Source organism: Pseudomonas sp. FW300-N2F2 (genome assembly GCF_017351655.1).
Lineage (GTDB): Bacteria > Pseudomonadota > Gammaproteobacteria > Pseudomonadales > Pseudomonadaceae > Aquipseudomonas > Aquipseudomonas fluorescens_AA.
In genome coordinates, this window is sequence record NZ_JACNDQ010000001.1 from 1277273 (window position 1) to 1297058 (window position 19786).

Sequence of the window (19786 nt, forward strand, 5' to 3'; positions counted from 1 at the left end):
TAATCAACAGGAATTAAAATGAGCGAAAGCTTTGCGGAACTCTTTGAAGAAAGCCTGAAAACCCTGAACCTTCAGGCAGGCTCCATCATCACCGGTGTTATCGTTGATATCGATTACCAGGCTCGCTGGGTAACCGTTCACGCTGGTCTGAAGTCTGAAGCACTCATCCCGCTTGAGCAGTTCTACAACGACGCTGGCGAACTGAACATCAACGTCGGTGACGAAGTTCACGTTGCGCTGGACTCGGTTGAAGATGGCTTTGGTGAAACCAAGCTGTCCCGTGAAAAAGCCAAGCGCGCTGAATGCTGGATCGTTCTGGAAGCGGCTTTCGCAGCTGAGGAAGTGGTCAAGGGCGTTATCAACGGTAAGGTTAAAGGCGGCTTCACTGTCGACGTTAACGGCATCCGTGCGTTCCTGCCAGGTTCCCTGGTTGACGTCCGTCCAGTGCGCGACACCACGCACCTGGAAGGCAAAGAGCTGGAATTCAAGGTCATCAAGCTGGACCAGAAGCGCAACAACGTTGTCGTTTCCCGTCGCAGTGTCCTGGAAGCCGAGAACTCCGCCGAGCGTGAAGCTCTGCTGGAATCGCTGCAGGAAGGCCAACAGGTCAAGGGTATCGTCAAGAACCTCACCGATTACGGCGCATTCGTCGATCTGGGTGGCGTCGATGGCCTGCTGCACATCACCGACATGGCCTGGAAGCGTATCAAGCATCCTTCGGAAATCGTCAACGTTGGCGACGAGATCGATGTCAAGGTTCTGAAGTACGATCGCGAGCGCAATCGTGTTTCCCTGGGCCTCAAGCAACTGGGTGAAGACCCATGGGTTGCTATCAAAGCCCGTTACCCAGAAGGCACCCGCGTCACCGCTCGTGTTACCAACCTCACCGACTACGGCTGCTTCGCTGAGCTGGAAGAAGGCGTTGAAGGCCTGGTACACGTTTCCGAAATGGACTGGACCAACAAGAACATCCACCCTTCGAAAGTCGTACAAGTCGGCGACGAAGTGGAAGTCATGGTTCTGGACATCGACGAAGAGCGTCGTCGTATCTCCCTCGGCATCAAGCAGTGCAAGTCCAACCCATGGGAAGACTTCTCTGGCCAGTTCAACAAGGGCGATAAAATCTCCGGCACCATCAAGTCGATCACCGATTTCGGTATCTTCATTGGTCTGGACGGCGGCATCGACGGCCTGGTTCACCTGTCCGACATCTCCTGGAACGAAGTGGGCGAAGAAGCCGTACGCCGTTTCAAGAAGGGCGACGAACTGGACACCGTTATCCTGTCGGTTGACCCAGAGCGCGAGCGTATCTCCCTGGGTATCAAGCAACTGGAAAGCGATCCGTTCTCCGAGTACGTTCAAGAGAACGACAAAGGCGCAATCGTTAAGGGCATCGTGAAAGAAGTTGACGCCAAAGGCGCCATCATCACCTTGGCCGACGATATCGAAGCGACTCTGAAAGCCTCCGAAATCAGCCGTGACCGCGTTGAAGACGCGCGCAACGTTCTGAAAGAAGGCGAAGAAGTAGAAGCCAAGATCATCAGCGTTGACCGCAAGAGCCGCGTAATCCAGCTCTCCATCAAGTCGAAAGACGATGCTGAAGAGAAAGAAGCAATCCAGAGCCTGCGCGACAAGCCAGCTACCTCTGACATTGCTGCTGGTCCTACCACTCTGGGCGACCTGTTGCGTGCACAAATGGAAAAACAGAACTGAGTTCTGTCAGACCATGAAAAAGGGCGACTTCGGTCGCCCTTTTTTGTGGCTGCGATTTGCCTTGGTTCTTGAGGTGCTGGCTTTCGCGTTGCGCCATGAAACCTAACCCTTAATAAAACTGTCTCTTTTGTTATGCAGATCAATCATCTATATAACGACTAAGGGTTGCCCTGAAATGTTAGGGTGATAAAGGATTTGAATGAACAGGCTCTTTCTCGTGTTGTTGGTTGCGATCCTGACAGGTTGCTCTACCAGTGCAAAGACTCATGCCGTGCGTGGTGTCAGTGGTATCGAGGTCGACTGCTCGGGGTTGGGCTCGGGCTGGGAGAAGTGCCAGAAGCGGGCAGCGAAGGAATGCAAGGGAGCAGGCTACAAGGTGATTACCCGGTCCGATGACGCCAAGGACGACGACCAATACCCCTTTGGCTTCAATCCGGCAGGCTACCTGACCCGCACGATGCTGGTCATGTGTCGTTAGCGCCTTAAATGACGTCATCTGCCCAAAAAAGGGGCAGGCTGAGCTTGTAGGCGATATGTCAATACTTGGGCTGTTCAAAATCCTCCGGGCATGCTAAAACCTTTGAAGCGCTGATCTAGCTGCTTGAAAAAGAAGGGAAAAATATGACGAAGTCGGAGTTGATCGAACGAATTGTCACCCATCAAGGGCTGCTCTCATCCAAGGATGTAGAGCTGGCCATCAAGACAATGCTTGAACAAATGTCCCAATGCCTGGCGACTGGAGATCGTATCGAGATCCGCGGCTTCGGCAGCTTTTCCCTGCATTACCGCGCTCCGCGGGTGGGTCGCAATCCTAAGACCGGCCAGTCCGTCAGCCTCGACGGTAAATTTGTCCCCCATTTCAAGCCGGGCAAGGAACTCAGGGATCGGGTGAATGAAGAGGAGGACGCTGATTGAAGGCTATTAACCAAGGGGCAGGCCATGCGTAATTTAAAGCGTGTTGTCCTTGCTGTATTCCTGCTGCTGGTGATCCTGATTGTTCTGGCGTTTGTACTGGAGAATCGGCAACCGGTTTCCTTGCTGTTCCTGGGCTGGAGCGGGCCTCAGTTACCTCTATCTGTGATCATCGTCTTTACATTGCTGGTGGGTATGTTAATCGGTCCATTACTGGCATGGATAGTCGCTCGTCTAAGGAGAGTTTCACGGAAACAGCTCATTTAACAAGAAAAATAGGACGGTTCCTACAGATGACTCGGGAGTTGTCCGCCTATATCCATTAGTAAATTATTTATTTACCTGTAAAATACACCGCTTGATCACAACAAGGCATAGCCCGGGTGGCGAGCCTAGGCTTCGTATTTATGGATTAGGCAGCGCTCGGTTGGCAGCCCTGTCGTCAACTCAAGGTACGGTTTCGCGTGAAAATTCTAGTTACCGGTGGGGCAGGGTTCATCGGTTCAGCCGTCATTCGGCATATTATCTCCGGCACGGCTGACTCTGTCGTAAATGTCGACAAGCTAACGTATGCCGGCAATCTTGAGTCCCTGATAGGCGTGAGCCATAGCTCACGATATGTATTCGAGCATGTCGATATCTGTGATTGTGCAGCCATTGAACAAGTCTTAAATAAACATCAGCCGGATGCAATCATGCACCTGGCCGCTGAGTCCCATGTGGATCGTTCCATTTCCGGACCGTCCGAATTTATCCAAACAAACATTATTGGCACCTATGTCCTGTTGGAAGCAGCGCGCCATTATTGGGCTACTTTGGATGAGGTGCGCAAATCCGCTTTTCGTTTCCATCATATTTCCACAGACGAAGTGTACGGCGATCTTGACGGCCCCGAAGAGCTGTTCACCGAAACTACGCCTTATCAACCCAGCTCTCCATATTCCGCCAGCAAGGCCAGCTCCGATCATCTGGTACGCGCATGGGCCCGTACCTATGGTCTACCAACGCTAATCACCAACTGTTCGAATAATTACGGCCCGTACCATTTCCCCGAGAAATTGATTCCCCTGATCATCCTCAATGCACTTGAGGGGAAGCCTCTGCCCGTTTATGGCAAAGGTAACCAGGTGCGGGACTGGCTTTATGTCGAAGACCACGCTCGTGCCCTCTACAAGGTCGTGACCGAGGGGGTAGTTGGCCAGACCTACAATATCGGCGGTCATAACGAGAAACAGAACATTGAGGTCGTGCGTACCCTTTGTGCTTTGCTGGATGAGCTGCGTCCAGACTCGGCTTACCGTCCTCATGCAGAATTGATCAGCTACGTTCAGGATCGCCCGGGCCATGATCAGCGTTATGCCATCGATGCGAGCAAAATTCAGCGGGAGTTGGGCTGGGTGCCTGAGGAAACGTTTGAAAGCGGCATCCGCAAGACGGTGGAGTGGTACCTGAGCAACACCGAGTGGGTTGCGCATGTAAGGAGCGGAAGCTACCAGCAATGGATTGACCAGCACTACAACGATCATTCGAGTGAATCATGAAGATCCTTCTGCTTGGGAAGAACGGTCAGGTCGGTTGGGAGCTTCAACGTTCACTTGCGCCGTTGGGGCATGTGATTGCGCTGGATCGCCATGCAGTGGATGGGCTTTGCGGTGACTTGGCTGATGTCGAGGCTTTACGCGGAACTATTCGGAGGATCAGCCCAGACATCATCGTTAACGCAGCCGCTTATACGGCTGTGGACAAGGCTGAGCATGATGAACCTGAACTGGCTGACCGTATAAACGGCGACGCATGCCTGGTAATGGCGCAGGAAGCTGCATTGCTGGATGCCTGGCTCATTCATTATTCCACGGATTATGTCTTCAATGGCCAAGGGAGCAAACCTTGGCAGGAAACCGATATCGTGGCACCGGTCAATCACTATGGTGCAAGTAAGCTGGCCGGAGAGCAGGCTATTATCGCTTCTGGTTGCAAATACCTGATATTCCGTACGAGTTGGGTATATGGCGCGCGCGGTAATAACTTTGCCAAGACAATGTTGCGTCTGGCGAAAGAGCGCGAAACGTTGAATGTCGTTGCCGACCAGATTGGCGCTCCGACCGGGGCGGATCTAATTGCTGATGTCACCGCACTGGTCATTCGGCGGCTGGGTGAAGGTACCAACTTTAGCGGCATCTATCATTTGGCCGCAAGCGGCGAGGTGTCTTGGCATGGCTATGCTAATCATGTCATTGAGTTCGCTCGTAACCATGGCGAGCCGTTGGCGACAAGAGCGGTAAATCCAATCGAAACCAGTACCTATCCGACCCCGGCAAAACGCCCTCTGAACTCACGCTTGAACACCCAAAAACTGCGCGAGCAATTTTCACTGTATTTGCCGGTTTGGCAGAGTGGCGTCACCCGAATGCTTAGGGAAATAATGAATAAATGACAACAGCAAATCGTAAAGGGATCATTCTCGCTGGCGGATCGGGCACTCGATTGCACCCATTGACGCTTGGTGTATCGAAACAGATGTTGCCGATCTACGATAAGCCGATGATCTTTTATCCGCTATCGGTGTTGATGCTCGCTGGGATGCGAGAGATCTTGATTATCTCCACTCCCGAAGATTTGCCTTGTTTTCGGAAGCTGCTTGGTGACGGTAGTCGATACGGTATCAAACTGACCTATGCCGAACAACCAAGCCCCGACGGCCTGGCCCAAGCGTTCATTATCGGTGAGACATTCATCGGCAAGGACCCTTGTTGTCTGATTTTGGGCGACAATATTTTTTACGGTCAACACTTTTCGGATAATTTGCGCTCGGCCACCAGTCAAAAGGAAGGCGCAACAGTATTTGGTTATCATGTGTCTGATCCTGAGCGTTTTGGCGTGGTGGAGTTTGATGAATCGGGCCGTGCCCTCAGCATCGAAGAGAAACCTGCTATTCCAAAGTCAAATTACGCTGTAACCGGTCTGTATTTTTACGATAATGATGTGGTTGGCATAGCGAAGAATATAAAGCCTTCCGCGCGCGGTGAGTTGGAAATCACTGACGTCAATCGGGTCTATCTCGATCGGAAAAAGCTTAGTGTAGAAATACTCGGTCGCGGGTTTGCATGGCTTGATACAGGGACTCATGAGTCTCTTCTGGAGGCCAGCCATTTTGTTCATACAATTGAGCAGCGGCAAGGTCTTAAAGTGGCTTGCCTGGAGGAGATAGCTTTTACCAATGGTTGGATAAACAGGGCGCAATTGTCTGAGCAGGCTGAACGCCTTAAAAAAACCGGATATGGTCACTATCTCTCTAAGCTTTTGAATTAATCGATATACATTCGCACCAGGGTAGATCTTAAGTAGTGTAATCGATGTGGGGACTGTTCAATAGCAGTCTGCCGGAAAATTGAGCAAAAACTTCAAGCTTCGGTCCCAATAGCGTGCTGACTGAAGTAGATTAAAAGAAGGCTTAAAGACTATGCAAAGCGATGCTGCGAATAATCAAGATGCCAATGAATTCGATGCCTTCCAAATCGCGCGAGCGCTATGGAGTCAGCTGTGGGTCATTATCGGCGTAACCGCCATTGCGGTGGTCCTGGGGATGATGTATGCGTTTTTTAGCGAGCGTGTCTATGAAGCCCGTGCTTATCTGGTGCCTCCCACTCAGAGTGATATTGCCGACTTGAATGTCGGGCGTACTAAGGAGTTCGACCTCGAGCCTTATACGATTGAACATGTTTATCGCTTGTTTCTGCGAAACCTGCTTTCCGAATCACTGCGCCAGGAGTTTTTTGAGAGCACCTACCTACCGTCTCTGAGTGAAGAGGAAAAGAAACGGTCTCAGGACGCGTTATACGCTGAGTTCCTGAAGAAAATGAAGGTGAGCCCGGTCACGGCTGACGAAATCGGTCGTTATTCCGTGATCGCCCAGACAGCTAACGCTGAAAAGTCAGTGGACTGGGTCAAAAAATATATAAAACATGCCGAGTTACAAGCGGTAAACGAACTAACGAAAAACGTTTCATACGAAGCCAAAATTCGCGGCCAGAATATGGATTGGGAGATAAATGCCAAGCGTGATACGGGGGACGCCATGCGTGAGGACACCTTGGTCAAACTAAGGGCAGCCCTAAGCATCGCTGAGGCGGCTGGCGTGCAGAGGCCTGTAATGATATTTGATGGTTCTCCGAATGCGGCCGCTACGAATATGACGGGGGAGATGAGCTTCTTGAGGGGGGTTGAAGCACTTAAGGCTGAAATAAAAAATATTGAAGGCAGGTCTTCCAATGATGCATTCCTTACCGGCCTGAGGGAGCTTCAAGCCAAAAAGAGCTTTTTTGAAAAGCTGGCAGTTACATCCTCCAAAATCGATATGTACCGCTATGATGGCGAAGTTGAAGTACCGCAAGATGCTATCAAGCCGAAAAGAACACTTGTTGTGCTGCTGGCATTGGTTCTCGGTTTGATGCTTGGTGTCTTGGCAGCCCTATCGCTTCATCATTTAGGCGGAAAGCTGGCAAAAAAATCTCCAAGTCACCAAGTTTGAACCTTATTTCGATGTGCCTAGTTGGTTAAGGAAGCGCCCCATGAAATTGCTAAAAACCGATTTGCATGAAGTGGTAATTATAGAGCCGACGGTTTTTAGGGATGATCGCGGCTGGTTTTTTGAAAGTTTTAATGAGCCCAATTTTCACGATGAACTGTCAAAGTTAGGTTTGCCCATACCCAGGAGCTTTATTCAAGACAACCATTCGTGCTCGCAAAAAGGTGTGCTTCGCGGTTTGCATTATCAGCTTTCACCTCATGCTCAGGGTAAGTTGGTTAGAGTCGTCTCCGGATCGGCTTATGACGTTGTTGTCGATATCCGCAAGGGCTCGCCAACCTTCGGACATTGGGCCGGAGTCGAGCTTAGTGCAAAGAACCATCGCATGCTGTGGATTCCGGAAGGGTTTGCGCACGGTTTTGTAGCATTGGAAGATAATACCCATTTCTTATACAAGACCACGGATGTATACAATAAAGAGCTCGAGCGCAGTATCAAGTGGGATGATCCAGATATAGACATCGACTGGCCCACCGGAGCTGACTTCATCATCAGCGAAAAAGACAGGCAGGCGAAGCCGCTGAAAGACGCTGACCTCCCAACCTTGTATACCCCTGGCAGTACTCAAATACTGACACTGGATATAATTGGGGATAGCCGAGGAAGTCTGATCGCCTTGGAAAAATCGAGTCAAATACCATTTGAGTTTAGGCGGGTTTATTATATTTTTGGCACCCAACCCGAGGTCAGTCGAGGATTCCATGCACATAAAGAACTTCGACAATTAGCCGTGTGCGTTTCAGGAAAATGTCGCATGCTGATGGACAATGGTGTAACGAAAGAAGAGATTTGGTTAGACTCGCCCACGAAGGGAGTGCTCATCAATAATCTCGTCTGGCGGGAGATGCACGACTTTACCTCAGACTGCGTATTGGTTGTTTTTGCAAGTCATGAGTATGACGAAAAGGACTATATCCGTAATTACCAAGAGTTCACTAATTTAGTTGCCGCCACTACCGCCTCCAACGAAGCTGGTTGATCAGGACTTATCATCGAAGCCAAGTGGTTTGGTACGGAAATAATAGGTGTTTAATGATTGAGTTTCTAAGTTTAAAAAATGTGAACGCGGCCTACGCATCTGAACTCAAGGCGGCCTGTGCGCGAGTCATCGACTCTGGCTGGTATATTCAAGGAAAAGAGTTGGAGGCTTTCGAGAGTGATTTTGCCAAGGCATGTGGTGCACGGTTCTGCCTTGGCGTAGCGAATGGGTTGGACGCGCTTACCTTGACCTTGAGAGCGTGGAAGCTTCTCGGGAAGTTGAGCGAAGGTGATGAAGTGATCGTCCCTGCCAACACCTATATAGCGAGTATTTTAGCTATCACCGAAAATGGTTTGACCCCTGTGCTCGTTGAGCCTGATGAAACCCTAAACATTGCCCCGGCATTGATAGAGTCTTCTATCGGCCCCAAAACCAAGGCAATTATTCCTGTTCATCTTTATGGTCGCTTGGCTGATATGCCAAGGATTATGAGTATCGCAAAAAAGTATAATCTGTTGGTGCTGGAGGATTCAGCACAGGCACATGGTGCATGTATTGACGGGACGGTGGCTGGGAGTTGGGGCGACGCAGCCGGGTTCAGTTTTTATCCAGGAAAGAACCTTGGCGCACTGGGTGACGCTGGAGCGATTACCACAAGTGATGCGGAATTGGCTCAAGTACTAAAAGCACTACGAAATTATGGGTCTCACGAGAAATATAAAAACATCTACCAAGGTGTCAATAGCCGGCTTGACGAAATACAAGCCGCAATGTTGAGCGTCAAATTAAAGTACCTGTCGGCTGATATTCAAAGTCGCAGAAAAATTGCGAGTATGTACAGTGACGGTATCCGCAACGCTGCAATCCGTCTGCCCGTTCAGGAAGGCATGTCCCCGTTAAATTTTGAAGGCCATGTTTGGCACCTTTATGTAATTCGCTGCCACCAGCGTGACGCTTTGCAGAAGCACTTGGCCGCATCCGGCATCCAGACTCTGATTCATTACCCAATTCCCCCTCATAAACAGCTTGCTTACGAAGGCTGGAACAACCAGTCATTCCCGATGACTGAACAAATACACGATGAGGTGCTAAGTCTCCCGATTGGTCCTACCATGACTTTAGATGATGCGAGCGTCGTAATTGACGCCTGCAACAGTTTCAATGGTCATGGTTGAAGGCCAATGACGCTGATAAAAACAAGCCTGCTTAACGGGATTGCCGTTCTCGTTAAAATGCTGACGTTGCTTGGAATAAATAAAATCTTGGCAGTCTATGTTGGCCCTGCGGGTTATGCAGCGCTGGGACAGTTTCAAAACGCTATTCAAATGATTACTATATTTGCCAGCGGCGCTATTAATACAGGGGTTACGAAGTACACGGCCGAATATCATTACAGCGAGAGCAAGCAAAACGCCGTCTGGCGGAGTGCTGGCACTATAGCCTTGGTTGGCTCGCTGTTGTGCAGCGTTATTATAATTATATTCAGTGATGATCTCGCCGAGGGGTTTCTGAAAAATGCCGAATTTGGCGGCGTATTCAGATGGTTTGCGTCTACATTGGTGTTTTTCACATTTAATGCACTTTTGCTAGCTATTCTTAACGGTAAAAAAGATCTGCTCCGTTATGTTGTCGCAAATATTGCTGGAAGCTTGTTTGCTTTTTTAGTGACTACGGTTTTATCAATATATTTCGGTCTCTACGGTGCGTTGATTGCGCTGGCTATTTATCAGTCAATTAGTTTCTTTGTTACGCTTATCATTTGTTTGAAAGCACCCTGGTTTCGCCTTGGTTACATGGTGGGGCGTGTCGATTATGAAGTGGCCAAGAATCTCCTTAAATATACGGCTATGGCCCTCACATCTGCCATTTGTGTACCTGTCAGTCATATTTTCGTACGAAATTATTTGGGCTTGTCATTTGGCTGGGATGCGGCAGGTTACTGGGAGGCCATGTGGCGTCTTAGCGCGGCGTATCTCATGCTCGTGACAACAACCCTTAGCGTTTATTATTTGCCAAGGCTTTCTGAGCTGACAAGTCAGGAGGCGATAAGGGCCGAGATTCTATTGGGGTATCGGGTTATATTGCCCTGTGCCGCGTTATGTGGACTGATTATTTTCGTTTTGCGTGACTTCATAATCCATGTGTTGTTTACGGCGGATTTTCTACCTATGAGAAGTCTGTTCGCCTGGCAAATTGTTGGCGATACTCTCAAGATAGGCAGTTGGATACTTGCTTATGTCATGCTCGGCAAAGCTATGTTCAGGCTTTTCATAGTTTCCGAAGTGCTTTCTGCAATTTCGTTCTATGTCATGACGGTCATTTTTACCAGGTTCTTGGGCTTGGAGGGAGTTTCGCTGGCCCATGCAGTCAACTATGCAGTTTACTGGGTATTGTTAATGCTGCTTGTTACGATGGAACTCAAGAAAGTGAAAGCTGATGGAGTAGTCGGCTGAGTGAGTTTGCTGAATAATGATTTTCCTGTTGAGGCCCTTGCGTTGAATATTTATAATCCAAAAGTTTCTGTAATGATCATCACGTACAATCAACGCCATTTGATTGCGGAAACGATCGGAAGTGTATTGACGCAAGATTACGACAACTTTGAAATTGTGGTGGCGGACGATGCTTCTACAGACGGTACGCGCGAAGTTATTCTAGAATTATATAATAAATATCCTAACTTGATCGTGCCAGTCTTGAATGAGAAGAATCTCGGCATAACTGGAAATTCCAATGCGGCTTTTTTTGCTTGTAGCGGGGAGTTGGTAGCGGTTCTTGGTGGCGATGATCTATTTTTACCTGGGAAGTTGAAGGCACAAGTGGCGCTGTTTGAGGATTCGAACGTCGTACTGTCTTATCACCCGGTGGATATTTTTAATCACGCTGATGGAACGCTGATTTTTCGTACCAATACGACTGAAAAAGAGCGAATCAATAACGTCTACGATTTAATATCGAAGGGCGGTATTCCGGGGGCTTCTTCGGTAATGGTAAGGCGTTCTGCTTGTCCTGCACACGGATTCGACCCGCTCTTTCCCGTTGTTTCGGACTGGATCTTTTACATTGAAGTCGCTTTGCAAGGTGAAATTCGTGAGCTCCCGGGCGTGTATGGCAAGTATCGCAAACATGGCTTGGGGGCCAGCGACAGGACATTCGAACTGCTACAGGAGTCTCTTCTGACCGTTGATCTAATCGCCAAGCGCTACGACCATGATCCTGCCATTCGGGACGCTTGCCAGCAAGGTGGCTACCGCTATCTTCTAGGTGAGCTTTTCAGGCAGGTTGTGAAGAAGAACAAGGCAAATGTAGAGGCGCTGCACCCATTATTCTTAAAGTATTCCTCCGGAAGCAAGCGGACGATGACCAATTTGCTGTTTGGAATTCTTCGACGCCCAATAATTTTCAATTTTGTTTCTGGGGTTCTACCTCGGCTGAAAAATGCCCTCAAGCGACAGGTATAAACTATTATGCTGAACCCTGCATTTGTTTATATCGCCATGTGGTCGCTGGTCCTGCTGTTGTATTTTTTGGACTTGACCACCAATCTGGTCTCCCCCTCGGCGGTGGGGCTGATGGTGATAATTATGAATATGGTCAGCATATTATTGTTGTATGTGCTTTTAAAGGGTAGGAAAAAAATCGAAGTTCCCAGTGGCGCGGAAACCGATTTTTATATAAGTGTCGTATCGCGTTTTTTAACGTTGTTATGTGTTGCCTGGTTCATTGGCACCTCTTTTGAAATCTATTATTCGGGAGGCGTGCCTCTTTATTGGCGTTTAGTGGGTATCAATAAGCTATACACCGAATTTGGTGTGCCTTCGCTCCATGGAGTAATGAATGCATGCTATTTGCAGGTGTTGTCAATGGCGACTTATTTGGCAATAAAAAAACGCTCCCGAAAAATGTTCGTATTGATTCTAGTGCTTTTACTATGGCCGGTGTTGATGCTGGGGCGCGGTATTCTGCTAAGTGGATTAATTCAAGTGGTTTGCGTTGCGTTGTTACTGACGAAGGTCTCCTTTAAAAAGATACTCTCGCTGGCTGTCGTCGCTTTGGCGGTGGTGGTGATTTTTGGCTATTTGGGGGATATGCGCCAAACGTCAAATCCCTTTGCTTATTTGGTATCTGGCCCATCCGGAGATGTGTTTGATGCCTTGCCAAGCGGCTTCCTCTGGTTTTATGTTTACTTGACGGCAGGACTAAGTAATTTTTTTCATAACATTGATACTGTGATTCCAAACTGGTCAGTATCCTACTCGATGTCCAATATGTTGCCTTCGATAGTCAAGGTGTACTTCGAATTGGATGCGAGAAACGATCTGTTTACGTTTGTGGATAGTAACTTGAATACCTCCACCATTTATGCGGGGTTCGTTTCGGATGCGGGGCCTTTGGGGGGCTTTATATTTGTTGCGTTGATTCAGTTGGTTTGCTGCTGTGTATATAAGGTTTCGCTCAGGGGGCGGCCTTGGGGAATTTTTGCCTATTCGGTAGCCTTTCAGATTCTCGTATTTTCAATTTTTTATGATATGTTTTTCCTGCTGCCGACACTGTTCCAGTTTTTTATCTGCTGTTCCCTGTATGTTTTTGCCGGTTTCCGTTCCGGTGGGCATGAAAAGTACGCGCGGCAAGACGCACCATAAGTGTCGACGTCAGACGCAAAGCTGTTTTACTGTTGATGGATAGAGGTACCGTTATGAAAAAGATCCTAATTACCGGTGGGGCAGGGTTCATAGGTTCGCACCTCGTTCCCAAATTGTTGAAAGCGAACCATGCCGTTAGAATTCTGGATCCTCTAACCGTTCAGGTGCATGGCAGTCTACCTGTTGATCTCGATTGGTTGAACGATGAAGGCATTGAGTTCTTTCGCGGAAGTGTCACTTCGCGAGAGGATTGGATAAAGGCGCTTGAAGGTATAGACGGTATCGTCCATTTGGCGGCAGAAACCGGCACGGGACAATCGATGTACGAGATTGCCCGTTATAACGAGGTTAATTCCCAAGGCACCGCCTTGATGTTTGATGTCTTGGGTAAGTTGCCGTCGCATCGTGTTAAAAGAATCATTCTCTCCTCGAGCCGTTCGGTTTATGGAGAAGGCGCATACATCAACCCCTTGACTCAACAGCGCGTATGCCCAGCCGCTCGTTCCGCCGAGGCGCTGAGCAAGCAGATGTGGGAACCTCTGTGTCCCTTTACGGGCGATGCGCTGCAACTTGTACCAACAAAGGAAACGGATCTGATCGCGCCGTCCTCGTTCTATGCGGCGACCAAATATGCGCAAGAGGATCTCGTCCGGATTGGCTGTCAGTCAATGGGGATAGATTATACGATTTTCCGTTTGCAGAATGTTTATGGTGAGCGGCAGTCCCTCAATAACCCCTACACTGGCATATTGTCTATATTTTCGACTAAGATTCGTCGTGACACCGTCCTTCCACTTTTCGAAGATGGCCTCGAGAGTCGCGATTTTGTGCATGTTGACGATGTCACGGACGCATTAGTTGCGGGTCTGCTTGTTGAAAAATCACCCAATACAGTCGTTAACGTTGGTAGTGGAGTTGCCACTTCTGTCAAAGAAGTCGCTGAAGAGCTAACATTGGCGTTTGGTAAGCAACCAAATGTACAAGTTACAGGGCAGTTTAGGGTTGGCGATATCCGCCATAACTATGCCGATATTAAACGGTTGAATGAATTGCTCGGGATCCATCCCAAGATTACGTTGGAAAAGGGTCTCAGGCGTTTCGCTGAGTGGGTGCTCCAGCAACCGTTGCCAGAAGATCAGTTGGAAAAGGCAAATCAAGAGTTGCGCGCGCGAAAATTGATGAATTAAGGAGTTCGCCATGGAGCATGACAACCCGGGTTTGTGGCGTCTGTTGCGCGCAGACATCGAGAGGCAGAGGACATTATTTAATGCTCCTGTTAGCCGGTCTAGGATAAAATTGGCCATGGCTATGGTTTCTCCAAGATTTGCCCCCGTGCTCCTCTACAGGCTGGCATACTCAATGAATTCTATTGGCTTGAAGATACCGGCCCGATTCTTTTCTTTATTGAACTATATCGTCTTTGGTCTAGAGATAGCGGCTGTCTGCAAGATTGGTCCAGGCCTGTTTTTTCCCCACACTCAGGGAACTGTTATCGGTGCCGTAAGCATCGGTGCAAATGCCGTTATTTATCAAGGCGTGACGCTTGGAGCCAAGGATCTGGACTTTACCTACGACGCAGATCATCGTCCCGTCATCGGTAACAATGTGGTAATCGGTGCCGGTGCCAAAGTGCTAGGAGGTATAACATTGGATGATAATGTTATCGTGGCGGCCAACTCGGTGTTGCTGACGAGCATGCCGGCAAATGTCATTGCTGCGGGTATGCCTGCAAAAATCGTTAAACAGCGAGCACGCAGTTGTGAATGAATTGCTAAAAAATAAAAACGTCTTATACGTGGCTCCGGTATTTTTCGGTTATGAGTCCGAGATAAAAGGGGAGTTGGAGCAACAGGGCGCCAGTGTCACTTTTCTGTTGGACCGACCGTTCAATTCGCCTTTTCTCAAGGCGCTTACCAAGGTTCGCCACGCGTGGGTAATTGGCGCTGCCGATCGATATTACGAACGTCAGATGAGTACCGTTCATACTGAGTTCGACTACGTTTTTGTTGTCAATGGCCAGACACTCTCTGCAAAAACGCTTTCCACTTGGCGTGAGCGGTATTCAAAGGCAAAGTTCATCCTGTATATGTGGGACTCCTTTTCCAATCGCCAACAGACGCTCCGCAACTTAAAGTATTTCGATAGCGTGTTCACGTTCGATAAAAATGACGCTGAAAAATACAATGTCAATTTTCGGCCTCTGTTTTTTTCTGCAGGATTTGATGCTGCGGTCGAGGTGAAGGCACAGTATGATATTAGTTTTATCGGTACGGCTCACACCGATCGGTTTTTTATCGTTGACAAGATAGATCGTCAATTGGGCTCGACGAAAAGAAAATATTGGTATCTTTACTTGCAGGCCGACTGGGTTTATTGGATCTACCGCTGCTTCAATAGCGCTTATCGGAACGCCAAGAAAGCCAATTTTAAATTCGAGTCGATACCCAAAGCTGAGGTTCAGCGCGTTTTTAACGTTTCAAATACTATACTCGATATAGAACATCCTCAGCAGACTGGTTTGACCATGCGTACTTTGGAAACATTAGGTGCGCGGAAAAAACTGGTCACCACCAACGAGAGCGTTAAACAGTACGATTTTTACTCTGAAGATAATATTTTTGTCATTGATCGGCAAAATCCCGTTATCAGCAGAGCGTTTCTTGAGCAACCTTACAAGGCTGTTGATTCCCATATTTATCGTCGCTATAGTCTGGCCGGCTGGCTTGATGAAATTATTATGCTGGTGAACAAAAAATGAAAATCCTGGTGACGGGGGCAAGTGGCTTTATTGGACGCTCTTTGTGCCTTCACCTTCAGGCAAAGGGGGTTTCTGTGCGCGCGCTTATGCGCAGCCCCTCGGCGGCGATTGAAGATTACGAATGCCTGTTTGGCGAGTTGGACAATGAAGAATTCCTTTCTGAAGCGTTATCCGGTGTAGATGTCGTTGTCCATCTCGCGGGCAGGGCACATCAGTTTGGCAAAGCTGCCGAGGATGTCTCGGCGATGTTCAAGGTGAACAGAGACCTCACCCTGAAGCTCGCAGCCATTGCGGAAAAGCAGGGGGTTAAACGCTTTATTTTCGTCAGCTCTATTGGTGTCAACGGGGTCCAAACAGGGTTGGCGCCTATTGACGAGACAACCCCTGCCAGCCCCGTCAAGGACTATGCCTTATCCAAGTATGAGGCTGAAGTCGGCCTCAGGCGCTCATACGTAGAGGGTGCCAGTACGATGGAGTTGGTTATTATCCGTCCTCCTCTCGTTTATGCGGCCAATGCGCCGGGTAATTTCCAACGCCTCTTGAAACTTGTCAGGACGGGGTTGCCCTTGCCTTTTTCCGGGGTGGCCAATCGAAGAAGCATGATTTCTCTTGATAATCTGACGGATTTCATAGGCGTGTGTACCATTCATCCCTGTGCCGCCGGAGAGTTGTTTTTAGTGTCTGACGATGATGACCTCGCCTTGCCGGAAATCATCGAAGTGCTTTCAGCTGGCATGGGGAAGCGCTCCCGGGTTTTTTACTTTCCTGTAGCGATCATGTATGCGATCGGCAAACTCGCCGGTAAGCATGCCTTGGTCACCCAGCTGTGTGGATCTTTCGTGGTCACCCCTGCAAAGGCCATGAAGGTATTAGGCTGGACGCCACCTTTTTCTTCTCGCGATGAACTTTTCAGGTCGGCGAGAGAATTCTTGTTGTCCGCAGAAAAATGTCGTTCAAGACCGGAATAGTCTGAATAAAGGAGTTTTTGATGCTGTGGTTCGTTTTGCCGGTTATCGCGATTGCTTCTTTCCTGCTGACCTGGGTTCTACGTCGGTACGCATTGGCTCGCAGTCTTATAGATGTGCCAAATGCCCGAAGCTCTCATACCGCACCTACGCCCAGAGGAGGGGGCGTGGCGATTGTTCTATGCTTTTTCGCAGCGGTGGCGGCATCGTTTTCCCTGGAGATCCTGCCATTGAATCAGGTCGCTGCGCTTCTGGGGTCGGGAGCGTTGGTGGCTATCCTGGGTTTTCTGGATGATCATGGCCATATCGCTGCCAGGTGGCGCCTGTTGGGTCACTTTATCGCTGCGCTATGGGCGTTGTACTGGATCGGTGGCCTCGCGCCTCTCTCCATGTTCGGCGTGAACCTGGAGTTGGGTATTTTTGGCTATGTGGTTGCAGCTTTTTTCTTGGTATGGATGTTGAATCTTTATAATTTTATGGACGGTATCGACGGTATTGCCAGTGTCGAGGCTATAACAGCCTGCGTGAGTGCCGCGCTGCTAGGTTGGTTGCACAGTGACAGCAACATTGTCGGGCCTTTGTTGCTTGCCAGTGCTGTGCTGGGCTTTTTGTGCTGGAATTATCCGCCGGCGAAGATCTTCATGGGTGATGCCGGGAGTGGTTTCCTGGGTATTACGCTGGGCATTTTTGCCCTTCAGTCTGCGTGGATATCGTCTGATTTATTTTTTGCCTGGCTGATCCTGCTCGGGGTGTTTATCGTGGATGCAACAGTGACGCTAATTCGCCGTCTACTGAGAGGAGAGAAGCTCTACGAAGCTCATCGCAGCCATGCCTACCAATTTGCCTCGCGGCATTACAAGCAACATTCGCCTGTGACACTGACAGTGGGGGTAGTTAACCTGCTGTGGTTATTACCGATGGCTTTTCTGGTGGTTCACGGGATTCTGGAAGGCGTTGTTGGTGTGCTCATAGCGTATGTACCTTTGCTGATGCTGGCACTAAGGTTTCGAGCTGGCCTGACGGAGAGTACTCACTAGAAATTTATTTTAGGTGTCTGGCCTCTGGACCTTCATCGAGAAGGGGACTGACCGTTCAGCCGTTTTATTAGGTACCAAAGGATTTATGGATAAAATACGAACCTTTTTGCTGGAGCTATCGCGCCGACAGAAGCGCTTGATTCAAGTGTCAGCAGATGTCGTTCTGGTCTGGCTAGCGTTGTGGCTTTCCTTTGTGGTGCGTTTGGGCGTGGATGCGCTGATCAACCCTTTCACTGCTCATCAAGTACTGTTCCTGAGTGCGCCGGCCATCGCGATTCCCTTGTTTATCCGTTTTGGAATGTATCGCGCGGTGATGAGGTACTTTGGCAATGACGCACTTATCGCCATCATCAAGGCTGTCAGCCTCTCCTCGTTGATTCTGGGTATCGTTGTCTTCTGGTACAGCAATCATCAGAACATCGTACCCAGGTCGATCATTTTCAACTATTGGTGGCTGAGTTTGATCATGATCGGCGGCCTGCGTTTGGCAATGCGCCAGTATTTCCTGGGGGACTGGTTCACGGCGGCGCAGCACGTTCCTTTTACGAGCCGTGATGATGGATTGCCGAAGGTCGCCATCTATGGTGCGGGTGCTGCCGGTAACCAGTTGGTAGCTGCACTACGCATGGGACGTGTTATGCGTCCGATAGCGTTTATTGATGACGATAGCAGTATTGCCGACCGGGTTATTGCGGGGTTACAAGTCTACAAGCCAAAAAACATTCAACGCATGATCGATGTCACGGGTGCGCAGGAAATTCTACTGGCCATTCCTTCAGCAAACCGCGTAAGGCGTCGTGAGATACTTGGCTTCCTCGAAGGTTTTCCACTCCATGTGCGCAGCGTTCCCGGCTTTATGGATTTGGCAAGCGGACGGGTGAAGGTTGACGATATCCAGGAAGTCGATATCGCTGACCTGTTGGGCCGTGATGCCGTACCTGCTCAGGAGAGCTTGCTCGAGCATTGCATTAAAGAGCAGGTGGTTATGGTTACCGGCGCCGGTGGCTCGATCGGCTCGGAACTGTGTCGCCAAATACTTGAATTGCGTCCCTCAACGTTAATAATGTTCGAGCATAGCGAGTTCAATCTTTATAGCATCTTGTCCGAATTGGAACAGCAGGTCTCTAGAAAGTCTCTATCTGTCCGTCTCTTGCCCATATTGGGTTCGATAACTAATCCACGTAAACTGCTCGACGTGATGAGCGTATGGCAAGTGGATACCGTGTATCATGCTGCAGCTTATAAACATGTTCCTATTGTCGAGCACAATATCGCTGCGGGTGTTCTGAATAATGTCATCGGAACACTGAATACGGCCCAAGCGGCTCTGCAGGCCGGCGTTGCCAATTTTGTTCTGATTTCTACAGACAAGGCCGTACGTCCTACCAATGTGATGGGTAGTACGAAGCGTCTGGCAGAGCTGACACTGCAAGCACTTAGCCGGGAAATCGCCCCGGTATTATTTGGCGACAACCCGAACGTATCACGTGTTAATAAAACCCGTTTTACCATGGTTCGTTTTGGCAATGTACTCGGGTCATCAGGTTCGGTCATCCCTTTGTTTCATAAGCAAATAAAGTCTGGGGGGCCGCTTACCGTTACTCATCCGAAAATAACTCGATATTTCATGACCATTCCGGAAGCGGCCCAACTGGTTATTCAAGCCGGGGCCATGGGGATGGGCGGTGATGTTTTCGTATTGGACATGGGTGAACCGGTCAGGATCGTTGAGCTGGCCGAGAAAATGATTCATCTATCTGGTTTCAGCGTGCGTTCGGAAAAAAATCCTCACGGGGATATTTCCATTGAATTTACGGGGCTGCGGCCTGGAGAGAAGTTGTATGAGGAGTTATTGATAGGCGATAACGTGGCGCAAACTTCTCATCCGATGATTATGAGTGCCAACGAAGATTTCATACCTTGGGATGTGTTAAAGGGAAAGTTGACGGAGTTAATTGCCGCCGTCGAATCAGACGATTACGCGCGCGTACGTCAGCTATTGCGCGATACAGTCAGTGGTTATGCGCCCGATGGGGAGATAGTGGACTGGATTCATCAGCAAAGACGGCTGGAGCCTTGAACAAGAGTAGGGACACTATTGCAGTCCTGCCCATCTGCCTTTGAGCTTCAGTGATACCCATGGGCACGTCTTCCAGCAATTGAGGACGTGCCCGTTCAGCTTCGCACCGAAGCA

19 protein-coding genes and 1 pseudogene are annotated in these 19786 nt (G+C 49.2%); all 20 read left to right on the forward strand.

Going from position 1 to position 19786, the window contains the following annotated elements:
- The first annotated feature begins 18 nt into the window (after positions 1-18).
- The 20 genes and pseudogenes from rpsA (at position 19) to J4E63_RS05915 (ending at position 19672) form a co-directional block, all read left to right on the forward strand.
- Positions 19-1713 carry a 30S ribosomal protein S1 gene (rpsA, locus tag J4E63_RS05825; RefSeq protein WP_060738589.1) on the forward strand — a complete coding sequence of 565 codons (1695 nt, stop codon included), beginning with the start codon at positions 19-21 and terminating at the stop codon, positions 1711-1713.
- 199 nt (positions 1714-1912) lie between these two features.
- Positions 1913-2191: a hypothetical protein gene (locus J4E63_RS05830; RefSeq protein WP_207281343.1), complete on the forward strand. Its 279-nt coding sequence runs from the start codon at positions 1913-1915 to the stop codon at positions 2189-2191.
- A 143-nt stretch (positions 2192-2334) separates the two neighbouring features.
- Complete coding sequence (ihfB, locus tag J4E63_RS05835) at positions 2335-2628, forward strand: integration host factor subunit beta (RefSeq protein WP_207281344.1); 294 nt, start codon at positions 2335-2337, stop codon at positions 2626-2628.
- Positions 2629-2652: 24 nt separating this feature from the next.
- Positions 2653-2892 (forward strand): lipopolysaccharide assembly protein LapA domain-containing protein, encoded by a 240-nt coding sequence (locus J4E63_RS05840; RefSeq protein ID WP_207281345.1) that lies wholly within the window; start codon positions 2653-2655, stop codon positions 2890-2892.
- A 197-nt stretch (positions 2893-3089) separates the two neighbouring features.
- Positions 3090-4166 (forward strand): dTDP-glucose 4,6-dehydratase, encoded by a 1077-nt coding sequence (rfbB, locus tag J4E63_RS05845; protein ID WP_207281346.1) that lies wholly within the window; start codon positions 3090-3092, stop codon positions 4164-4166.
- Positions 4163-5059, forward strand: coding sequence for a dTDP-4-dehydrorhamnose reductase (gene rfbD / locus J4E63_RS05850; RefSeq protein WP_207281347.1), 897 nt, complete (start codon positions 4163-4165; stop codon positions 5057-5059). The genes rfbB and rfbD overlap by 4 nt, the downstream gene beginning before the upstream one ends.
- Positions 5056-5934: a glucose-1-phosphate thymidylyltransferase RfbA gene (rfbA, locus tag J4E63_RS05855; RefSeq protein ID WP_207281348.1), complete on the forward strand. Its 879-nt coding sequence runs from the start codon at positions 5056-5058 to the stop codon at positions 5932-5934. The genes rfbD and rfbA overlap by 4 nt, the downstream gene beginning before the upstream one ends.
- Positions 5935-6085: 151 nt before the next feature.
- Positions 6086-7153 carry a Wzz/FepE/Etk N-terminal domain-containing protein gene (locus tag J4E63_RS05860; protein ID WP_207281349.1) on the forward strand — a complete coding sequence of 356 codons (1068 nt, stop codon included), beginning with the start codon at positions 6086-6088 and terminating at the stop codon, positions 7151-7153.
- 40 nt (positions 7154-7193) lie between these two features.
- Positions 7194-7748, forward strand: a pseudogene (gene rfbC / locus J4E63_RS30760) (dTDP-4-dehydrorhamnose 3,5-epimerase); the annotation flags it as partial.
- A 6-nt stretch (positions 7749-7754) separates the two neighbouring features.
- Positions 7755-8189: an FdtA/QdtA family cupin domain-containing protein gene (locus J4E63_RS30765; RefSeq protein WP_259333814.1), complete on the forward strand. Its 435-nt coding sequence runs from the start codon at positions 7755-7757 to the stop codon at positions 8187-8189.
- Between the two features lie 53 nt (positions 8190-8242).
- Positions 8243-9364 carry a DegT/DnrJ/EryC1/StrS aminotransferase family protein gene (locus tag J4E63_RS05870; RefSeq protein ID WP_207281351.1) on the forward strand — a complete coding sequence of 374 codons (1122 nt, stop codon included), beginning with the start codon at positions 8243-8245 and terminating at the stop codon, positions 9362-9364.
- 6 nt (positions 9365-9370) lie between these two features.
- Complete coding sequence (locus J4E63_RS05875; RefSeq protein ID WP_207281352.1) at positions 9371-10642, forward strand: O-antigen translocase; 1272 nt, start codon at positions 9371-9373, stop codon at positions 10640-10642.
- On the forward strand, positions 10643-11650 hold the full coding sequence (locus J4E63_RS05880) for a glycosyltransferase family 2 protein (RefSeq protein ID WP_207281353.1): 1008 nt from the start codon (positions 10643-10645) through the stop codon (positions 11648-11650). It abuts the gene before it with no gap.
- Positions 11651-11656: 6 nt separating this feature from the next.
- Positions 11657-12832 carry an O-antigen polymerase gene (locus tag J4E63_RS05885; protein ID WP_207281354.1) on the forward strand — a complete coding sequence of 392 codons (1176 nt, stop codon included), beginning with the start codon at positions 11657-11659 and terminating at the stop codon, positions 12830-12832.
- A 53-nt stretch (positions 12833-12885) separates the two neighbouring features.
- Positions 12886-14019 (forward strand): NAD(P)-dependent oxidoreductase, encoded by a 1134-nt coding sequence (locus tag J4E63_RS05890; protein WP_207281355.1) that lies wholly within the window; start codon positions 12886-12888, stop codon positions 14017-14019.
- Between the two features lie 10 nt (positions 14020-14029).
- The gene (locus J4E63_RS05895) at positions 14030-14599 is read left to right on the forward strand and encodes a serine O-acetyltransferase (protein WP_207281356.1); all 570 of its coding nucleotides are present in this window, start codon (positions 14030-14032) and stop codon (positions 14597-14599) included.
- The gene (locus J4E63_RS05900) at positions 14592-15590 is read left to right on the forward strand and encodes a hypothetical protein (RefSeq protein WP_207281357.1); all 999 of its coding nucleotides are present in this window, start codon (positions 14592-14594) and stop codon (positions 15588-15590) included. The genes J4E63_RS05895 and J4E63_RS05900 overlap by 8 nt, the downstream gene beginning before the upstream one ends.
- Positions 15587-16558 carry an NAD-dependent epimerase/dehydratase family protein gene (locus tag J4E63_RS05905; protein ID WP_207281358.1) on the forward strand — a complete coding sequence of 324 codons (972 nt, stop codon included), beginning with the start codon at positions 15587-15589 and terminating at the stop codon, positions 16556-16558. Before J4E63_RS05900 ends, J4E63_RS05905 begins: the two co-directional genes overlap by 4 nt.
- Positions 16559-16575: 17 nt before the next feature.
- The gene (locus tag J4E63_RS05910) at positions 16576-17592 is read left to right on the forward strand and encodes a glycosyltransferase family 4 protein (RefSeq protein WP_207281359.1); all 1017 of its coding nucleotides are present in this window, start codon (positions 16576-16578) and stop codon (positions 17590-17592) included.
- 85 nt (positions 17593-17677) lie between these two features.
- The gene (locus tag J4E63_RS05915) at positions 17678-19672 is read left to right on the forward strand and encodes a nucleoside-diphosphate sugar epimerase/dehydratase (protein WP_207282452.1); all 1995 of its coding nucleotides are present in this window, start codon (positions 17678-17680) and stop codon (positions 19670-19672) included.
- Positions 19673-19786 lie beyond the last annotated feature (114 nt).